This is a genomic window from Collinsella aerofaciens, assembly GCF_015546965.1.
Taxonomy (GTDB): domain Bacteria; phylum Actinomycetota; class Coriobacteriia; order Coriobacteriales; family Coriobacteriaceae; genus Collinsella; species Collinsella aerofaciens_X.
On sequence record NZ_JADMUF010000002.1, the window covers coordinates 1 to 13,844 of the forward strand.

9 protein-coding genes are annotated in these 13,844 nt (G+C 58.4%); 6 read left to right on the forward strand and 3 right to left on the reverse strand.

What is annotated here, in order from left to right; genetic code table 11:
- Nucleotides 1-452 precede the first annotated feature (452 nt).
- The 5 genes from I1M21_RS01725 (at nucleotide 453) to I1M21_RS09880 (ending at nucleotide 9,399) form a co-directional block, all read left to right on the forward strand.
- Entirely contained in the window at nucleotides 453-1,976 is a 1,524-nt protein-coding gene (locus I1M21_RS01725) for a C69 family dipeptidase (protein ID WP_195192182.1), read from the forward strand.
- A gap of 99 nt (nucleotides 1,977-2,075) precedes the next feature.
- Nucleotides 2,076-2,492: a hypothetical protein gene (locus I1M21_RS01730; RefSeq protein WP_117583986.1), complete on the forward strand. Its 417-nt coding sequence runs from the start codon at nucleotides 2,076-2,078 to the stop codon at nucleotides 2,490-2,492.
- Nucleotides 2,493-2,500: 8 nt separating this feature from the next.
- Nucleotides 2,501-4,264: an ABC1 kinase family protein gene (locus I1M21_RS01735; RefSeq protein ID WP_195192183.1), complete on the forward strand. Its 1,764-nt coding sequence runs from the start codon at nucleotides 2,501-2,503 to the stop codon at nucleotides 4,262-4,264.
- A gap of 431 nt (nucleotides 4,265-4,695) precedes the next feature.
- On the forward strand, nucleotides 4,696-8,460 hold the full coding sequence (locus I1M21_RS01740; protein WP_195192184.1) for a DUF4430 domain-containing protein: 3,765 nt from the start codon (nucleotides 4,696-4,698) through the stop codon (nucleotides 8,458-8,460).
- Nucleotides 8,461-8,469: 9 nt separating this feature from the next.
- Nucleotides 8,470-9,399, forward strand: coding sequence for a DUF4430 domain-containing protein (locus tag I1M21_RS09880; protein WP_195192185.1), 930 nt, complete (start codon nucleotides 8,470-8,472; stop codon nucleotides 9,397-9,399).
- 159 nt (nucleotides 9,400-9,558) lie between these two features.
- On the opposite strand, the gene I1M21_RS01750 is transcribed toward I1M21_RS09880, so the two are convergent.
- The 3 genes from I1M21_RS01750 to I1M21_RS01760 all read right to left on the reverse strand — a co-directional run bounded on the left by I1M21_RS01750 (nucleotide 9,559) and on the right by I1M21_RS01760 (nucleotide 12,575).
- Nucleotides 9,559-9,966 carry a GtrA family protein gene (locus I1M21_RS01750; RefSeq protein ID WP_055250894.1) on the reverse strand — a complete coding sequence of 136 codons (408 nt, stop codon included), beginning with the start codon at nucleotides 9,964-9,966 and terminating at the stop codon, nucleotides 9,559-9,561.
- A 218-nt stretch (nucleotides 9,967-10,184) separates the two neighbouring features.
- On the reverse strand, nucleotides 10,185-10,580 hold the full coding sequence (locus tag I1M21_RS01755) for a GtrA family protein (RefSeq protein WP_195192186.1): 396 nt from the start codon (nucleotides 10,578-10,580) through the stop codon (nucleotides 10,185-10,187).
- A gap of 78 nt (nucleotides 10,581-10,658) precedes the next feature.
- The gene (locus I1M21_RS01760; RefSeq protein ID WP_195192187.1) at nucleotides 10,659-12,575 is read right to left on the reverse strand and encodes a fructose-1,6-bisphosphatase; all 1,917 of its coding nucleotides are present in this window, start codon (nucleotides 12,573-12,575) and stop codon (nucleotides 10,659-10,661) included.
- A gap of 320 nt (nucleotides 12,576-12,895) precedes the next feature.
- Between I1M21_RS01760 and I1M21_RS01765 the strand changes: the two genes are divergently transcribed.
- Complete coding sequence (locus I1M21_RS01765) at nucleotides 12,896-13,786, forward strand: DegV family protein (RefSeq protein WP_195192188.1); 891 nt, start codon at nucleotides 12,896-12,898, stop codon at nucleotides 13,784-13,786.
- Nucleotides 13,787-13,844 lie beyond the last annotated feature (58 nt).

Below are 13,844 nucleotides of genomic sequence, written 5' to 3' on the forward strand. Positions count from 1 at the left end.
GCCTCAAGAAGGAGTAACATCGGGGCTTGCAGCGACGGACCTCAGGACACTCTTACACCACGTCTGCGCGCGCGACCCGGAGCGCGCATCGAAATAGGCGTTTTGGGCTGTTTGAGGGGTTAGCCATATACTACGTGGTCAAAAAGCGCCAAATATGAGTACTGTTGCCATGATAGTCACATATGTTTTACGTCTTTTGGGTTTCCTAACGATATTCATTCTCGTTAGGAAACCCATATTATTGAACCTATGGGGAATAACGCTGTCTCGCTTTTGGACAAATAGGGATCTTCAGCACTCATATACAAGGAAATTTGCTGCTACTAAATTGGTGACAGTACTCATATTTGGCATTTTTTGACCACAGGGGCTGCCGGGGCGGCGGTTTCGCCCTTTTTGCGCCGAAGCGATACACTGTTGCCGTTTGATTTCTTCGCTCAAGGAGGATGCGCATGCCGTGCACAACGATTTTGGTTGGTAAGAACGCGAGCTACGACGGGTCGACGCTGGTCGCCCGCAACGAGGACTCGTCCAACGGGGTGTTTGAGCCCAAGCGCATGCGCGTGGTGCATCCCGACGAGCAGCCGCGTGTCTACACGAGCGTCCTGAGCCACCTGACCGTTGAGTTGCCCGACAATCCCATGCGCTACACGAGCGTCCCCGACGTCGTTCCCGGTCACGGTATTTGGGCCGAGGCCGGATTCAACGAGCTCAATGTTGGCATGTCCGCAACCGAGACGCTCACCACCAACGAGCGCGTCCGCGGTGCCGATCCGCTCGTGGACTATGTGCCCGCCAAGGGCAACGAGGGCGAGGACGGATACGTTCCGGCACAGTCCGGTGGCTTGGGCGAGGAGGACATGGTGACCCTGGTCCTGCCATACGCCAAGTCCGCCCGCGACGGCGTACGCATTCTGGGTGACCTGCTCGAGCGCTACGGCACCTACGAGAACAACGGCATCGCCTTTAGCGACGTGGACGAGATCTGGTGGCTCGAGACCATCGGCGGCCACCACTGGATTGCCAAGCGCGTGCCTGACGACGCCTATGTGACCATGCCCAACCAGCTGGGTATCGACAGCTTTGACCTGGATGACGCCGAGGGCGCCCAGGCCGACCACATGTGCTCCGCCGACTTGCGCGCCTGGATGGCCGAGTGGCATCTGGACCTGACGCTGGGCGTCGAGGGCGACGGCCCGGCTGCGGTCTTCAACCCGCGCGAGGCCTTTGGCTCGCACAGCGACAGCGACCACGTCTACAACACACCGCGCGCGTGGTACATGCAGCGCTGTCTCAACCCCAGCGACGTGTGGGATGGCCCCGACGCCGACTACACGCCCGAGAGCGACGATATCCCCTGGAGCCGCGTGCCCGAGCGCAAGGTGACCATCGAGGACATCAAGTACGTACTCTCGAGCCACTACCAGGGCACGGAGTACGATTGCTACGGTAGCAAGGGCACGCCCGCTACGCGTGGCGCATATCGCCCCATCGGCATCAACCGCAACAGCCAGCTCGCCGTGCTGCAGCTGCGCCCCTATGCGCAGCCGGCCTATCGCGCCGTGCAGTGGATGGCCTTTGGCTCCAACTCGTTTAACGCGCTGGTTCCGCTGTACGCCAACGTCGAGACCATGCCCGAGTACTATGCCGACACGCAGGCTCGCGTGACGTCCGAAAACTTCTACTGGGCCAACCGCCTGATCGGTGCCCTGGCCGACGTCCGTTTCCATGAGTGCGGCCGCGCCGTGGAGGATTACCAGGAGAAGGTCGGTGGCATGGGCCACAAGCAGATCCATGACGTCGACGCTGCCGTAGCCGCTCTGCCCGAGGCCGAGGTGCCTGCCGAGCTTGCACGCGCCAATGAGGCCTTTGCCGAGCGTGTTCGCGTAGAGACCGATGCTCTACTGGGCAAGGTGCTCTACACCACGAGCTGCGCCATGAAGAACTCTTTCGCGATGAACGATAACGTGAGGTAGGGATTTCCCGTCGATCGAATAGCGCTAAAACGCTTTGTCGCTTTCGCTCAATCTTGGGTACAAGAACGCCAATGCAGTTGTTTGTGATTGGAGACAACCATGGTTATGAAACTCGATCAGCTTGTTAACGGGGCCATCAACGTGGGCTTTGGCGCTGCCGCCGTTGCTGTCGAAGGCGGCAAGAAGGTCCTCGACGACCTTAACACCAAAGGCGAGCAGGTCCGCAAGGACACCGCCACCCCCGATATCGCCCGCAGCGTGTCCGACATGTTCGAGCAGGCCGGCGGTACCATCTCCGATCTGACCGAGCGCTTGGGCATGCAGGGCGAGACCGCGGCCCAGCGCGTGCTCGACGAGCTCATCCTTGCCCGCGTCCGCGTTATGACCGCCCCCGAGCGCACGGCCTTCCTGGCCCATGTGCGCGACATCGTCGATTCGGTCGAGGACAACGTGACCTCGGTGCCCGTCGAGTCCGTTGAGCCCGACGATGCGAAGGATACCGAAGAGGCCGAGTAGCAGCGCAGATGGCAGATTCCACCACCGATTACAACAATCTAGATCCCTTGGGTGACGAGGCGGCGGTTGTCGATGAGGTCGATGCCGTCGTCTCGGGCGCTCGCAAGAAGCCGCGCGCTGTCGATATGGTCCCCGAGGAGCCCGACGCGATGGCGCCGGACGAGGAATACCAGCTCACGCCGGCGGGTCGTCGCGAACGCATCGGGCAGATTGTTCGCCTGGTCAAAAAGTACCGCGTGTGGGATAACCTCACGCCGGTTCGTTTGCGCCGCCTGCTCGAGGAACTCGGCCCCATGTTCGTCAAGATGGGGCAGATTTTGGCCAACCGGTCCGAGATTCTGCCGCAGCGCTTTTGCGACGAGCTGCGTCGTCTGCGCTCCGACGTGGAGCCGGTGCCGTACGAGGTCGTACTCAGCTGTCTGGAAGAAGAATACGGCCTGCGCCTGGGGGGGATGTTCGATGCGATCGACCCCAATCCGCTTGGTAGCGCATCGCTCGCGCAGGTGCACCGCGCTCGCCTGGTGACGGGCGAGGACGTGGCCGTCAAGGTGCAGCGCCCCGGTGCGCAGCAGGTTATGGCACAGGACATCGATATCATCCGCTCGGTGGTGCGTATCGTTTCCAAGTTCGTCAACACCGATCAATTCGTTGACCTGCACGGCGTAGTCGAGGAGTTGTGGACCTCGTTTCGCGAGGAGACCAACTTTTTGGCCGAGGCCAAAAACCTCAACGACTTCTACGAGTTCCATAAGAGCGTTCATGGCGTGACGTGCCCTAAATCCTATCTGGACCTGTGCACCGAGCACGTGGTGGTTATGGATTACGTCGACGGCATTTCGATCGCCGATCCTGAACGCTTGGTGGCCGAGGGCTATGACTTGGAAAAGATCGGTGCCGCGATTGTCGAGGACTACTCGACGCAGGTGCTCGATGACGGCTTTTTCCATGCCGACCCGCATGCGGGAAACATCATCCTCAAGGACGGCATCGTTTACTTTATCGACTTGGGCATGGTCGGACGCATGTCGAGTCACGATCGTGGCATCGTTAAGGACATGATTTTCGCCGTGGCCGAGGGTGACGTGCCCAAGCTCAAGGATTCGCTCATGCGCTTCGCCGTGACGCGTGGCGACTCGGCTGAGCTCGATCATTCGGCCTTTTTGTCCGATTTGGACTTTATCGTGGCTGACTTTGCGGGCCTTGACCTGAAGGATCTGGATATCGGCGAGTTTTTGACCTCGCTGTTAAACCTCGCGCGCAAAAACGATGTTGAGCTGCCGAGCGTGGTGACGATGTTCGCGCGCGGCATGGTGACGCTCGAGGGTTTGCTGACCGAGTACATGCCCAACGTCAACATGATCCAGATTATCCAGACGCACATTAAAAACGAGAAAAGCACCTATGCGCGCGTGCGCGACATGGGGCGCGATCTTGCCGCGAGCAGCTATCGCGCGGCGAAGGGTTCACTCGAGGCGGCTGAGTACCTGGGGCTGGCTTCGCGTATGCTCACACGCGGCCAGCTTAAGGTGAACACGCAGATCATGAGCAGCGATAAGGCGCTGCGACAGCTGGGCGGAATTATCGACCGCATGTCGATGGCAATTGTGATCGCCGGCCTGTTTATCGGTTCGTCGGTGGTGTACTACGCACGCATCGAGCCGGTTGTGTTTGGTATCCCGGTCATTGGCTTTATGGGCTACGTGAGCGCGCTGGTGCTGGCGCTTATGTTGGGCCGCAATATCTGGCTCAACAGCCACGGCGGGAAGCACTAGAGGCTGCGACCGTCACCGCATTTTCCTATCGCAAACAATAGCTTTTACCTTGGGCTTCGCCTGTGTGCGGGGCCCTTTTTCGTGATACCATTTTGACGGTAATAATCGATGGCCTAGATGGTGGTGCGGAGACGCACGAACGCACGGTTTTCCTGCGCGTTTGGGAGAATCGGGGTGCAAGTCCCCGGCTGTACCAGTAACCGTAATTCCTCTTGGCTCGGGATGTTCGCGTCGCAGATCGGACGACGCGCCTGAGCCGTTAAGGTTAAGTCGGATCGCCTCCCATCTTGCATGCGGCTGCGGCGTATGCCGCCGGTGTGCATAGGGCTCTGGAGGGAAGGGGGACCCCGATGGGGGAACTCGGGCGTAACATGCGCGATGACGTGGGGCAGCCTCAAGGCAACGCTCCAAGTGCAGACAGTAGGAGACAAATGGATATGATTGAGGACGAGCGCCAGCGCGTCTCGCATCGCCGTGGCGCAATTGCACGCGGCGTAGCCAAGCGCGGCCTGGTGGCATTCCTGGCCTTCGCGATGGCCTTCAGCACCACGCCGGCTCAGCTGTGGGCCGAGGGCGCCGAGGGCATTGCCGGGGCCGTGGCTCAGGCTACGACGCCGGGCGAGGACGCAGCGCTTGCGGGCGGTGCCGCTGAGCAGAGCGGCGCCGAGGCTTCGGATTCCGGGAGCGCGCCTGCAGCTAGTGCCGCTACAACAGAGGCAGCAACTGGCGACGAAGGCTCGGCGACGGGGGAGAGCCCTGCCGCGAGCGAGCAGTCTTCAGCGGCATCCGCTGGCCAAGCAGGATCTGCCGCCGCGGCTGCCGTTCAGACAGAGAACCCGACAGAAACCGGCGATGTCGCCAAGAAGCAAGTCGAGGTCTCGTTCTCGATTATCGGCACCGATGCCGACGGCAAGGCTCAGACCTGGGTGGCACCTACGCAGCTCAAGCTCGACGAGGGCGCGACGGCTGCGGATGCCTTCGTTAAGCTGCAGCAGAAGACGGGCTTTAAAGCGGATTACGAACCGAACACGGCATACGGCTTCTACCTCAAAAGCATCACGTCCCCGACAGATGGCCGCACGCTTGCCTACGATCCGACGACTAATGCCTTCTGGCAGCTGTTCGTCGACGGCGCGTCTTCCTCGGTTGGCGCGAGCAGCGTTAAGCTCGCCCCGGGGCAGAAGATTGAGTTTGCCTTTACGGGTGGTAGCGCATCCCCTGTCGTTAAGGACCAGCTTGCTGCGAATGTGACCGTCATTGGTCGCGATGCCCAGGGCAAGACTCAGACTTGGGTCGATAACGCGCAGTATGTGGTGACGTCCGGTTCGAGCGCACTTGACCTTACGAAGGTCGCGCTTGAGGCGAACGATATTGACGCCGTTGCTGCGGGCTCCTTCATTCTGAGCCTTAAGTACAACGGTGTTGAGCTGGGTACGCCGCTCGATTATTCGACCTATTGGCAGCTGTTCATCAACGGCAAGTCGAGTGACTATACGGCGGACAATGTCACCATCCATGCCGGCGATACCGTCACGTGGTTCTACGGTGGCTGGGGCGACCAGTTGCCGTCCGATTCTGTCCATGCTTCCGTTCAGGTGCTTGGCAAGGACAAGGACGGCAAGCAGCAGGTTTGGGCTTCGACGGGTCAGACGAGTCTCAAGGCGGGCTCTACTGCCAAGGATCTCCTTGAGCAGACCGGCCTTAAGCTCGATGCCGGCGAATCGTCTTGGGGCTGGTTCCTCAACGGCATTTATTCGCCGTTCGATGATGAGTCCTATTGTGGCTATGATGCTGCGACCAATAGCTATTGGCGCTTCTACGTAAATGGCAAGTTCGCCGACGTTGGCGCCGGTGCCTACGAGCTCCAAGAGGGTGACGTCGTCACCTTTATGTATGGTGCTGACGCCGATGCCCTTCCTGGCCAGGTTCTTGGCTCTGTCGATGTTATCGGTCCCGATGTCAACGGCAACAATACTCGCTGGGGCTCGGCAAGCAATGTTTCTTTGCTCGAAGGCTCTACTGCCCAGAACCTTATTGAGACGGTCCTGAAGGCCAAGGGCGTTACGTACAACGGCTCCCAGAGTGGTGAGTACTGGTTCCTCAATTCCATCAACTCGCCGTTCGATCACAAGCCGTATGCCTGGGATGCTGCGACCAATAAATATTGGCACCTGTATATCAACGGAGAGCCCTCCTTACTCTGCGCCAATCAGATTACGCTCAAGAGCGGCGATAAGGTTACGCTTGCCTATACCACCGACGATTCGGCCATGCCCGATCCCGACAAGATTGTCGTGGACCCGAGTGCGACGACTCCTGATTGGGATGCCGAGTGGGCCGGCTACGGCAACAGTGGCAACGGTTCGACCGTAACGGATGCCAAGACGCCTGCGCAGGCCGCCGGTCTTAAGTGGGCCTTCGATTGGAAGGCCGAGTCTGGCCAGCAGTATGCCAACTGCAGCGAGCCTGTCATCGCTAACGGTTTTGTGTACATCGCGACCGAGAACGAGCTCATTAAGATCGATTCGTCCACGGGCAAAAAGGTTGCCTCTGCGCCGCTTGCCTCCAAGGTGAGCTATACCTCTCGTCCGATCTATACCAATGGCCTTATCATCGTTCCGCTCAACGGCGGTGCGGTCCAGGCGATTACTGCAGACAAGCTGATCTGCAAGTGGCTGACGCCTGGTTTGACGGACTTGACGCAGAGCTCCTGCACCGTCGTTTCGGACGGCGAGTACGTCTATGTAGGCTCGGTCGATATTTCGTATGACGAGAATTACAACGCGACCTACGGCAACGGCTCCTTTGCGCGCATTAAGATTGCCACGGGCGAAGTTTCTTGGCAGAACATCGACCCTGCCGAGGGCTATTACTGGACTGGTGCGGCTTTGACGGATAAGTATGCCATCGTTCCTACGAGCGCGGGTACGCTTAAGTGCATTGATAAGACGACGGGCGATGTCGTTTCGACCATGAAGCTCGGTGCTCTCGCGAACGCCGACTGTGTCGCCGATCCGTCCAATGGTTCGGCCTTCTATCAGATGACGCACGATGGAAAGCTCCATGTGATTTCGCTTTCGGCGAAGGGCGTACTGAGCGAGCAGAAGACGGTCGATCTGGGTCTTACTAATAACATGAGCGCACCGGCGGTGGCTGGCGAAAACTTGATTGTCGGCGGCCAGACGGCTACTGGCTCTGCTCTGGCTCTCTATAATCTGAAGACCGGTAAGACCACGATGGTCACCGCTGCTGACGATAAAGAACTTCCGGCCGGATTTAACGGTATTGCTGCTACTCCGCTGGTGAGTGTTCAGGGCGGCAAGACCTATGTGTACTTCACCGTTAACAGCGCGGATAGCAAGGATTACGTCAACTACTCTGCTGGTGGTGGCGTGTATCGCTATACGCTCGGCGATGCAGAGGCGACGCAGATTTATGATGCGGCTGGCCATTACCAGCACTGCGACTCTCCGGTCATCGCCGATGCATCTGGCAACCTGTACTACATCAATGACTCGGGTACGCTGTTCAAGCTTGGGGCCGTTGAGTCTTGGACGGTTGTCTTTAATTCCAACGGCGGGTCTGCTTGCGACACGAAGTTTGTTGCTACGGCCGACGGCAAGCTGGTCAAGCCGGCCGATCCGACGCGCGATGGCTACGCTTTCGGCGGTTGGTTCACCGATGAGGCTTGCACGCAGGCGTATGACTTCAGTACGCCGGTGACGGCCGATCTGACGCTGTATGCCAAGTGGACCAAGAATGCTGTTAACCCTGGCGGCAATGGCGGTTCTGGCACTAATGGTGGCAACGGTGGCGCTGGCAACGGTTCCGGTGCTGGCACTGACGCGGGTTCTGGCTCCGGTTCGAAGGGTGGCGCTATTGCCCCGGGCCAGAAGCCGGTGGCCAAGACGACGGTGTCGACCAAGACCGAGACCAAGGACAACAAGTCCAACAAGAAGGACTCCGATAAGTCCGATAAGAAGGACGAGAAGAAGTCTGACAAGAAGGACAGCAAGTCCGACAAGAAGTCCGATTCCAAGTCCGATACGGGTGCTGCTTCCACGACCACTGCTAAGAAGTCCTCTGGTGCTTCCGAGCAGGAGACTGGCACCAATCCGCTCGCCATCGTTGGTATCGCCGCCGGCGTCATCGGTCTCGCCATCGTCGGCGTGTTCGTGTTCACCAAACGTCGGTAGGTGAGGGCTGTGTCCAATAAATCCAAGGACGCTGACCCCAAGCAACCAAATTCCTCGTTCATTCAGTTCGACGATGCAAAGCAACAGGGCGCCGCTTCGGCGGCGTCCGCCCCTCGACAGAAGGCGCTTACTGGTGTCCTGACCGCCGCGTGCGTTGCGCTAATTGTCATATCGCTGGGCTTCGTCCATCCTTCCGAGAGCGGCGCCTGGTCCATTGACTGGATCGTTCAGACCGTGACGGGGGAGAGCGTCGTTGCGAAGGACGCCAAGGGGTCTGACTCGACCGTCGCTTCGGGTAAAGCTGGCTCCAAGGATTCCAAATCTTCGGATGGGTCGAACGACGAGTCTAAGGGTTCGGATAAATCTGACTCTAAGAAGGAGTCCGAGTCTTCGGACAAGGAATCAAACAAGGGCTCGGATAGCAAAAAGTCCGAAGACAAGGATGGCAAGAAGTCTGGAGAGAAGAACAGCAATAAAAAGACCGACGGCAATCAGTCGACTTCTCAGAACTCGACTTCTTCTGGCGGGGCCGGCTCTACGCCTGGCGCCTCCTCCTCATCCAGCGGGGCATCTTCTGCCCCCGATAACGGCAACGCCTCTACTGGCGACCAGGGCAGCTCGCAGCAGCCTAGCTACGTAACGGTGACGGTTTCGGTCACATCGAGCGCTGTGGGCAATCCTGTGTCTTCTGGCGGCACCTTTACCTTTAACGAAGGCGCCACCGTTTACGATGCCCTGTGCGCGCTGGGCCTTTCTGTCAACGCACGCGGCTCATCGTACGGCACGTATGTCTCCGCGATTGGCGGTTTGGCCGAGAAACAGTACGGCGGCACGAGCGGCTGGATGTACTCCGTCAACGGCACAACGCCCATGACGGCCTGCAGCAACTACGTTCTCTCAAACGGTGACAACGTAGTCTGGTATTACGTTACAGGCTAGAGGCCTCGACATAGCGCGCCAGACGGGCGGTTCGGACAAACATCCGGGCTGCCCGTTTTTCATGCGTAGAGGACTGGGTCGCCGGGTCTCTCGGCAAACAAAAAACCGGTTGGAACGGGAATTCCAACCGGTTATACATTCAAGCAAATAGTGAATCGACTACGACCGTGCACCCTCGAGGAAGAAGCGGCGGCTGAAGTAGTTGTACCAGGTGACGAGGAACGTTGCGATGGCCTTCATGGCCTGGTAGCCGATGCTCAAAAACGTGACGCCCACAAACATGTACAGGTCGTTGAGGCCCAGACCGATTACCGACAGGATGGTGAAGATCGTGAACTCGCGCTTGCGGCTCATGCCCTCGCGATGGTCGAACACGTACTTCATGCTGAGCCAGTAGTTAACCACGACGGACGTGGTAAACGAGACCGTCGTGCTCATCAAAAAGTCGAGGTGGAACAGCTCGACGAGCGCAATGAGCATGCCCCAGTCGATGCCAAAGGAGATAAGACCCACGACGGCGAACTTGAGGAACTGCTTGGTATGAGGTTGTGCCAGTGCCTTGCGCACGTAATCACATCCAATGCGTTGATGAATCGAGCAGAGGATACTTTAGAGCTTTTGCAAGGGAAACGTAAGGTCTTTGGAAAGAACTATACGAACTCGCCAAATATTCAAGAGGTAATCCGCAAACGTTGCAAATCTTCCCGTAAACGAGCAAAGCCCACGAACAACGCAGCGCTCGACGCGCGTCATCCGTGGGCATCGTAAGGCTGTAAGGTTGCGAGTTACTTGGTCTCGTCACCCTCCAGGAAGATCTTTCGGGTCACAAAGTTGTAGACCATGACAAGCGCGGTGGCACAGATCTTGGCGATATTGGCCTCGAGTCCCAGGCCGGCGTTGAGCGCCAGCACGATGCCATCGTTGAGCACCAAACCGATCACGGACAGCACGACAAAGATGATGAACTCGCGGCGGCGGTTCATGCCTTCCTTGTGCGCAAACACGTATTTCATGCTTGCGAGGTAGTTAAAGATGAGTGAGATGATAAAGCCGCTGGTGTTGGCGATTAGGATGTTGAGGCCCAGACCGTAGTGGAGCAGATTCATAATGCCAAAGTCGATAACCGTGGCAATGACACCGACGACGCCAAATTTCATGATCTGCGCAAGGAGCTTTTGCATGGTACCTGCCTTAAGCTGGCGCCGAAGCGCCGCGGGGATGACAAACTTAGCAAGTTTAGCCAATCCCCGCGGGTGGTGCTAGGCGCGCTCCTCGATAGCACCGTTTCTATATGCATCGAGCAACTGGCGCAGGTCCTGGATCTGGCTGCGGATCTTGGCGCCAGTATCGGTGTCGCTCACCATGCGGCGACGGTCTGCTTGGTCAAAACGGTTGGTCTCGCTTTCGATGTCCACGTTGCGCGTGAGCGCCTCGGCAACCGTCGTAAAGGCCTGGTGCGACTTGAGGCGGCAGCCGCGTGAGCTCGAGATAAGCGTGTAGCCGGCGATACCCGTCTTGGGATGGTAAGCGCGGCAGAAGCCGCCATCGATGACCAGCAGCTTGCCCTCGGCGCGGATGGGCTGCTCGCCCTTGGTGGTTTTAACGGGCGTGTGGCCGTTGATGATGTGGCCGGTCGGCGAGCATGCCATGGGCGCGACGCCAAACTCGCGCATGATGTCATCGCAGACCGAGGGCGACTTGGTAAGCGTAAAGTACGGGTCCATCGGCTCGACCCAGGTGCTCTTATCGGCGATATAGGCGCGCTCAAAGGTACGCACCAGGCGTCCGCTGGCGGGTGAGTTAAAGCCAATCCACAGGTACCACATCCAGTCGAGAGCGTCGCGGTCGCCCACGCGCCAAGCGCGGCGGGCGATGTGGTCGCAAAAATCGAGATAATCGCGACCAGAGTGCCAGGTGCCCAAGCAGTTCATACTGCTAAAGGTTCCGTCTTCGTTGAGCGGCACGCAGCCGTGGAATAGCAGGTTGCCGTTGGCGACCTTGTACATCGAGCCATGGGAATAGAGGAAATCGATATGGCGACGCAGGTGATCGGCGGTGACAAACTCGGACACGAGCTTGTCGATGATGTGCTGCTCCTGGGGCGTGAGCGTATAGGGGTCCGCCGGGTCGACGGTGGGGAAGTCGTTGGTCGTGAGCGGCCACACGCTGCCGTCGGCGAGCGTGACCGTGCCGGTGTCGTGATCGATCTTGTCGAGTAACAGGCGGTCGGTCATATCGAACTCGGGGTGGCGCTGGATAATCTGGCCCTCGAGCTTAAAGAGCAGTACGTTGATGGCCTTGATCAGCGGGGTGATGGACTCACCGGCGGTGTAGGTAGCATCGGCAAAGGCGACAAGCTCACGCAGCGAGATACCGTAATCGTTCTCAAGGATCTCGTAATTGTCGTAGCGTAGGTTGTTGCGCAACACCGTGGCGATGCAGGCGGGCTCACCGGCCGCAGCACCCATCCACAGCAGGTCGTGGTTGCCCCACTGGATGTCGAGCGAATGGTAGGTGAGCAGACGGTCCATAATCTTGGCCGCGCCGCCGCCGCGGTCGAAGATATCGCCCACCAGGTGCAGGTGGTCGACGGCCAGGCGCTTGATGAGTGAGGCGAGCGACTCGATAAAGTCGTCGGCGCTGGCGGTCTCCAGGATGGACTCCACGATGCGCTCGTGATAGCGCACGCGATAGTTGTTCTCGTCCGGGTGCGTGTGCAACAACTCGTCGATGATGTAGGCGTAATCGCGCGGGATGGCCTTACGCACCTTGGAGCGCGTGTAGCGGCTCGAAAGCGAGCGTGCGACCATGATGAGCTGGTCAAGCATCGTCTTGTACCAGGTTGGCGAGTCCTCGCGCTGGCTGCGGACCAGCTCGATCTTCTCGCGCGGGTAGTAGATGAGCGTGCACAGCTCGCCCTTTTCGTCAAAGGAGAGCGTGTCGCCAAAAATCTCGTCGACATGCTCGCGCACGACGCCCGAGCAGTTGTTGAGGATGTGCATAAAGGCTTCGTACTCGCCATGCACGTCGCTCATAAAATGCTCGGTGCCCTTGGGCAGGTTGAGGATGGCCGAGAGGTTGATAATTTCGGTAAACGCGGATTGTTCGGTGGGGAACTGTCTCGACAGCAGGCGCAGATACTTGAAGTCTTGCGGGTTGCGATCGAATGCGACCATGAAACACCTTCCGATGGAGCTGGTAAAACTGATAAACAGCGTCAAACGTTTATCAGTATGCGCCGCTTTTGTTTCGATTTTGCGCCAGCGGCCGAATTGTCGGCTGAACGGTTTGGTAAATCGATTTAGTTGAGGTAGATATGGCGGTTGAGTGGAGACGACAGAGGGTGTTTTCTCAGATATTTATGCATGGGGTCGGTGGAGATGATGGTGGTAAAGATGTTCGCTATTTTTGGTTCGATTTGGTAAATAGTGGACATATGTACCGTATGTAGGCTCACTGTGCGATAATTTGCGCAGCAATGAGTAAGGAGTCTCATATGAGTGATTTTGTCCTGACCTGTGAATCTGCCGCCGACCGAACTCGGGAGTTCTTTGCGTCGCGCAATATCCCTGTCGTGTGTTTTCATTACGAGATCGACGATGTTGTCCATACGGACGATCTGTATCAGTCGATTACGCCGGACGAGTTTTTTGCCCAGATCGCCGCGGGCGCCATGCCCAAGACGTCTCAGGTGAGCGTGGGTGAGTACGAGGAGTTTTGGGAGCCGTTTGTTGCCGAGGGTAAAGACGTGCTGCACCTGACGTTGTCGTCGGGCATTTCGGGCACGTATGGATCGGCCTGCGTTGCGGCGCAGATGCTCGCGGATCGCTATCCCCGGGGCGGCAAGGTGCGCGTCGTCGATTCGCTGGCGGCGTCTTCGGGCTTTGGCCTGTTGCTGGAATATGCCGCCGACGTGCGCGATAGCGGGGCTTCACTCGACGAGACGGCTGCCTGGATCGAGGAGCACAAACTCAACCTGCACCACTGGTTCTTCTCGACCGATCTGTCGAGCTACCTGCGCGGCGGTCGCATTTCGGCCGTGAGCGCGATCATCGGCACGGCGCTTAAGATTTGCCCGCTTATGACGGTCGATTGCGAAGGTAAGCTGTCGCCACGTGAGAAGATTCGCACTAAGAAGCGCGCGATTTCCGAGATGGCTAAGACCATGTTGGCACACGTGCAGGACGGTGCGGATTATTCGGGTAAGTGCATCATGTCGTACTCGGCGTGCCGCGAGGATGCCGAGGCAGTTGCGGCGCTGATTGAGGAACAGGTTCCGCAGCTTAAAGGCAAGATTGAGATCAATGACATCGGTACTCTGATTGGCTCGCATACCGGACCTGGTACGGTGGCGCTCTTCTTTATGGGCGACAAGCGCGTGGATTAATTTGCCCCATCACATCGCTGCATGATTGTTCAAACGAAAACGGCCCGCCTCACGTTTG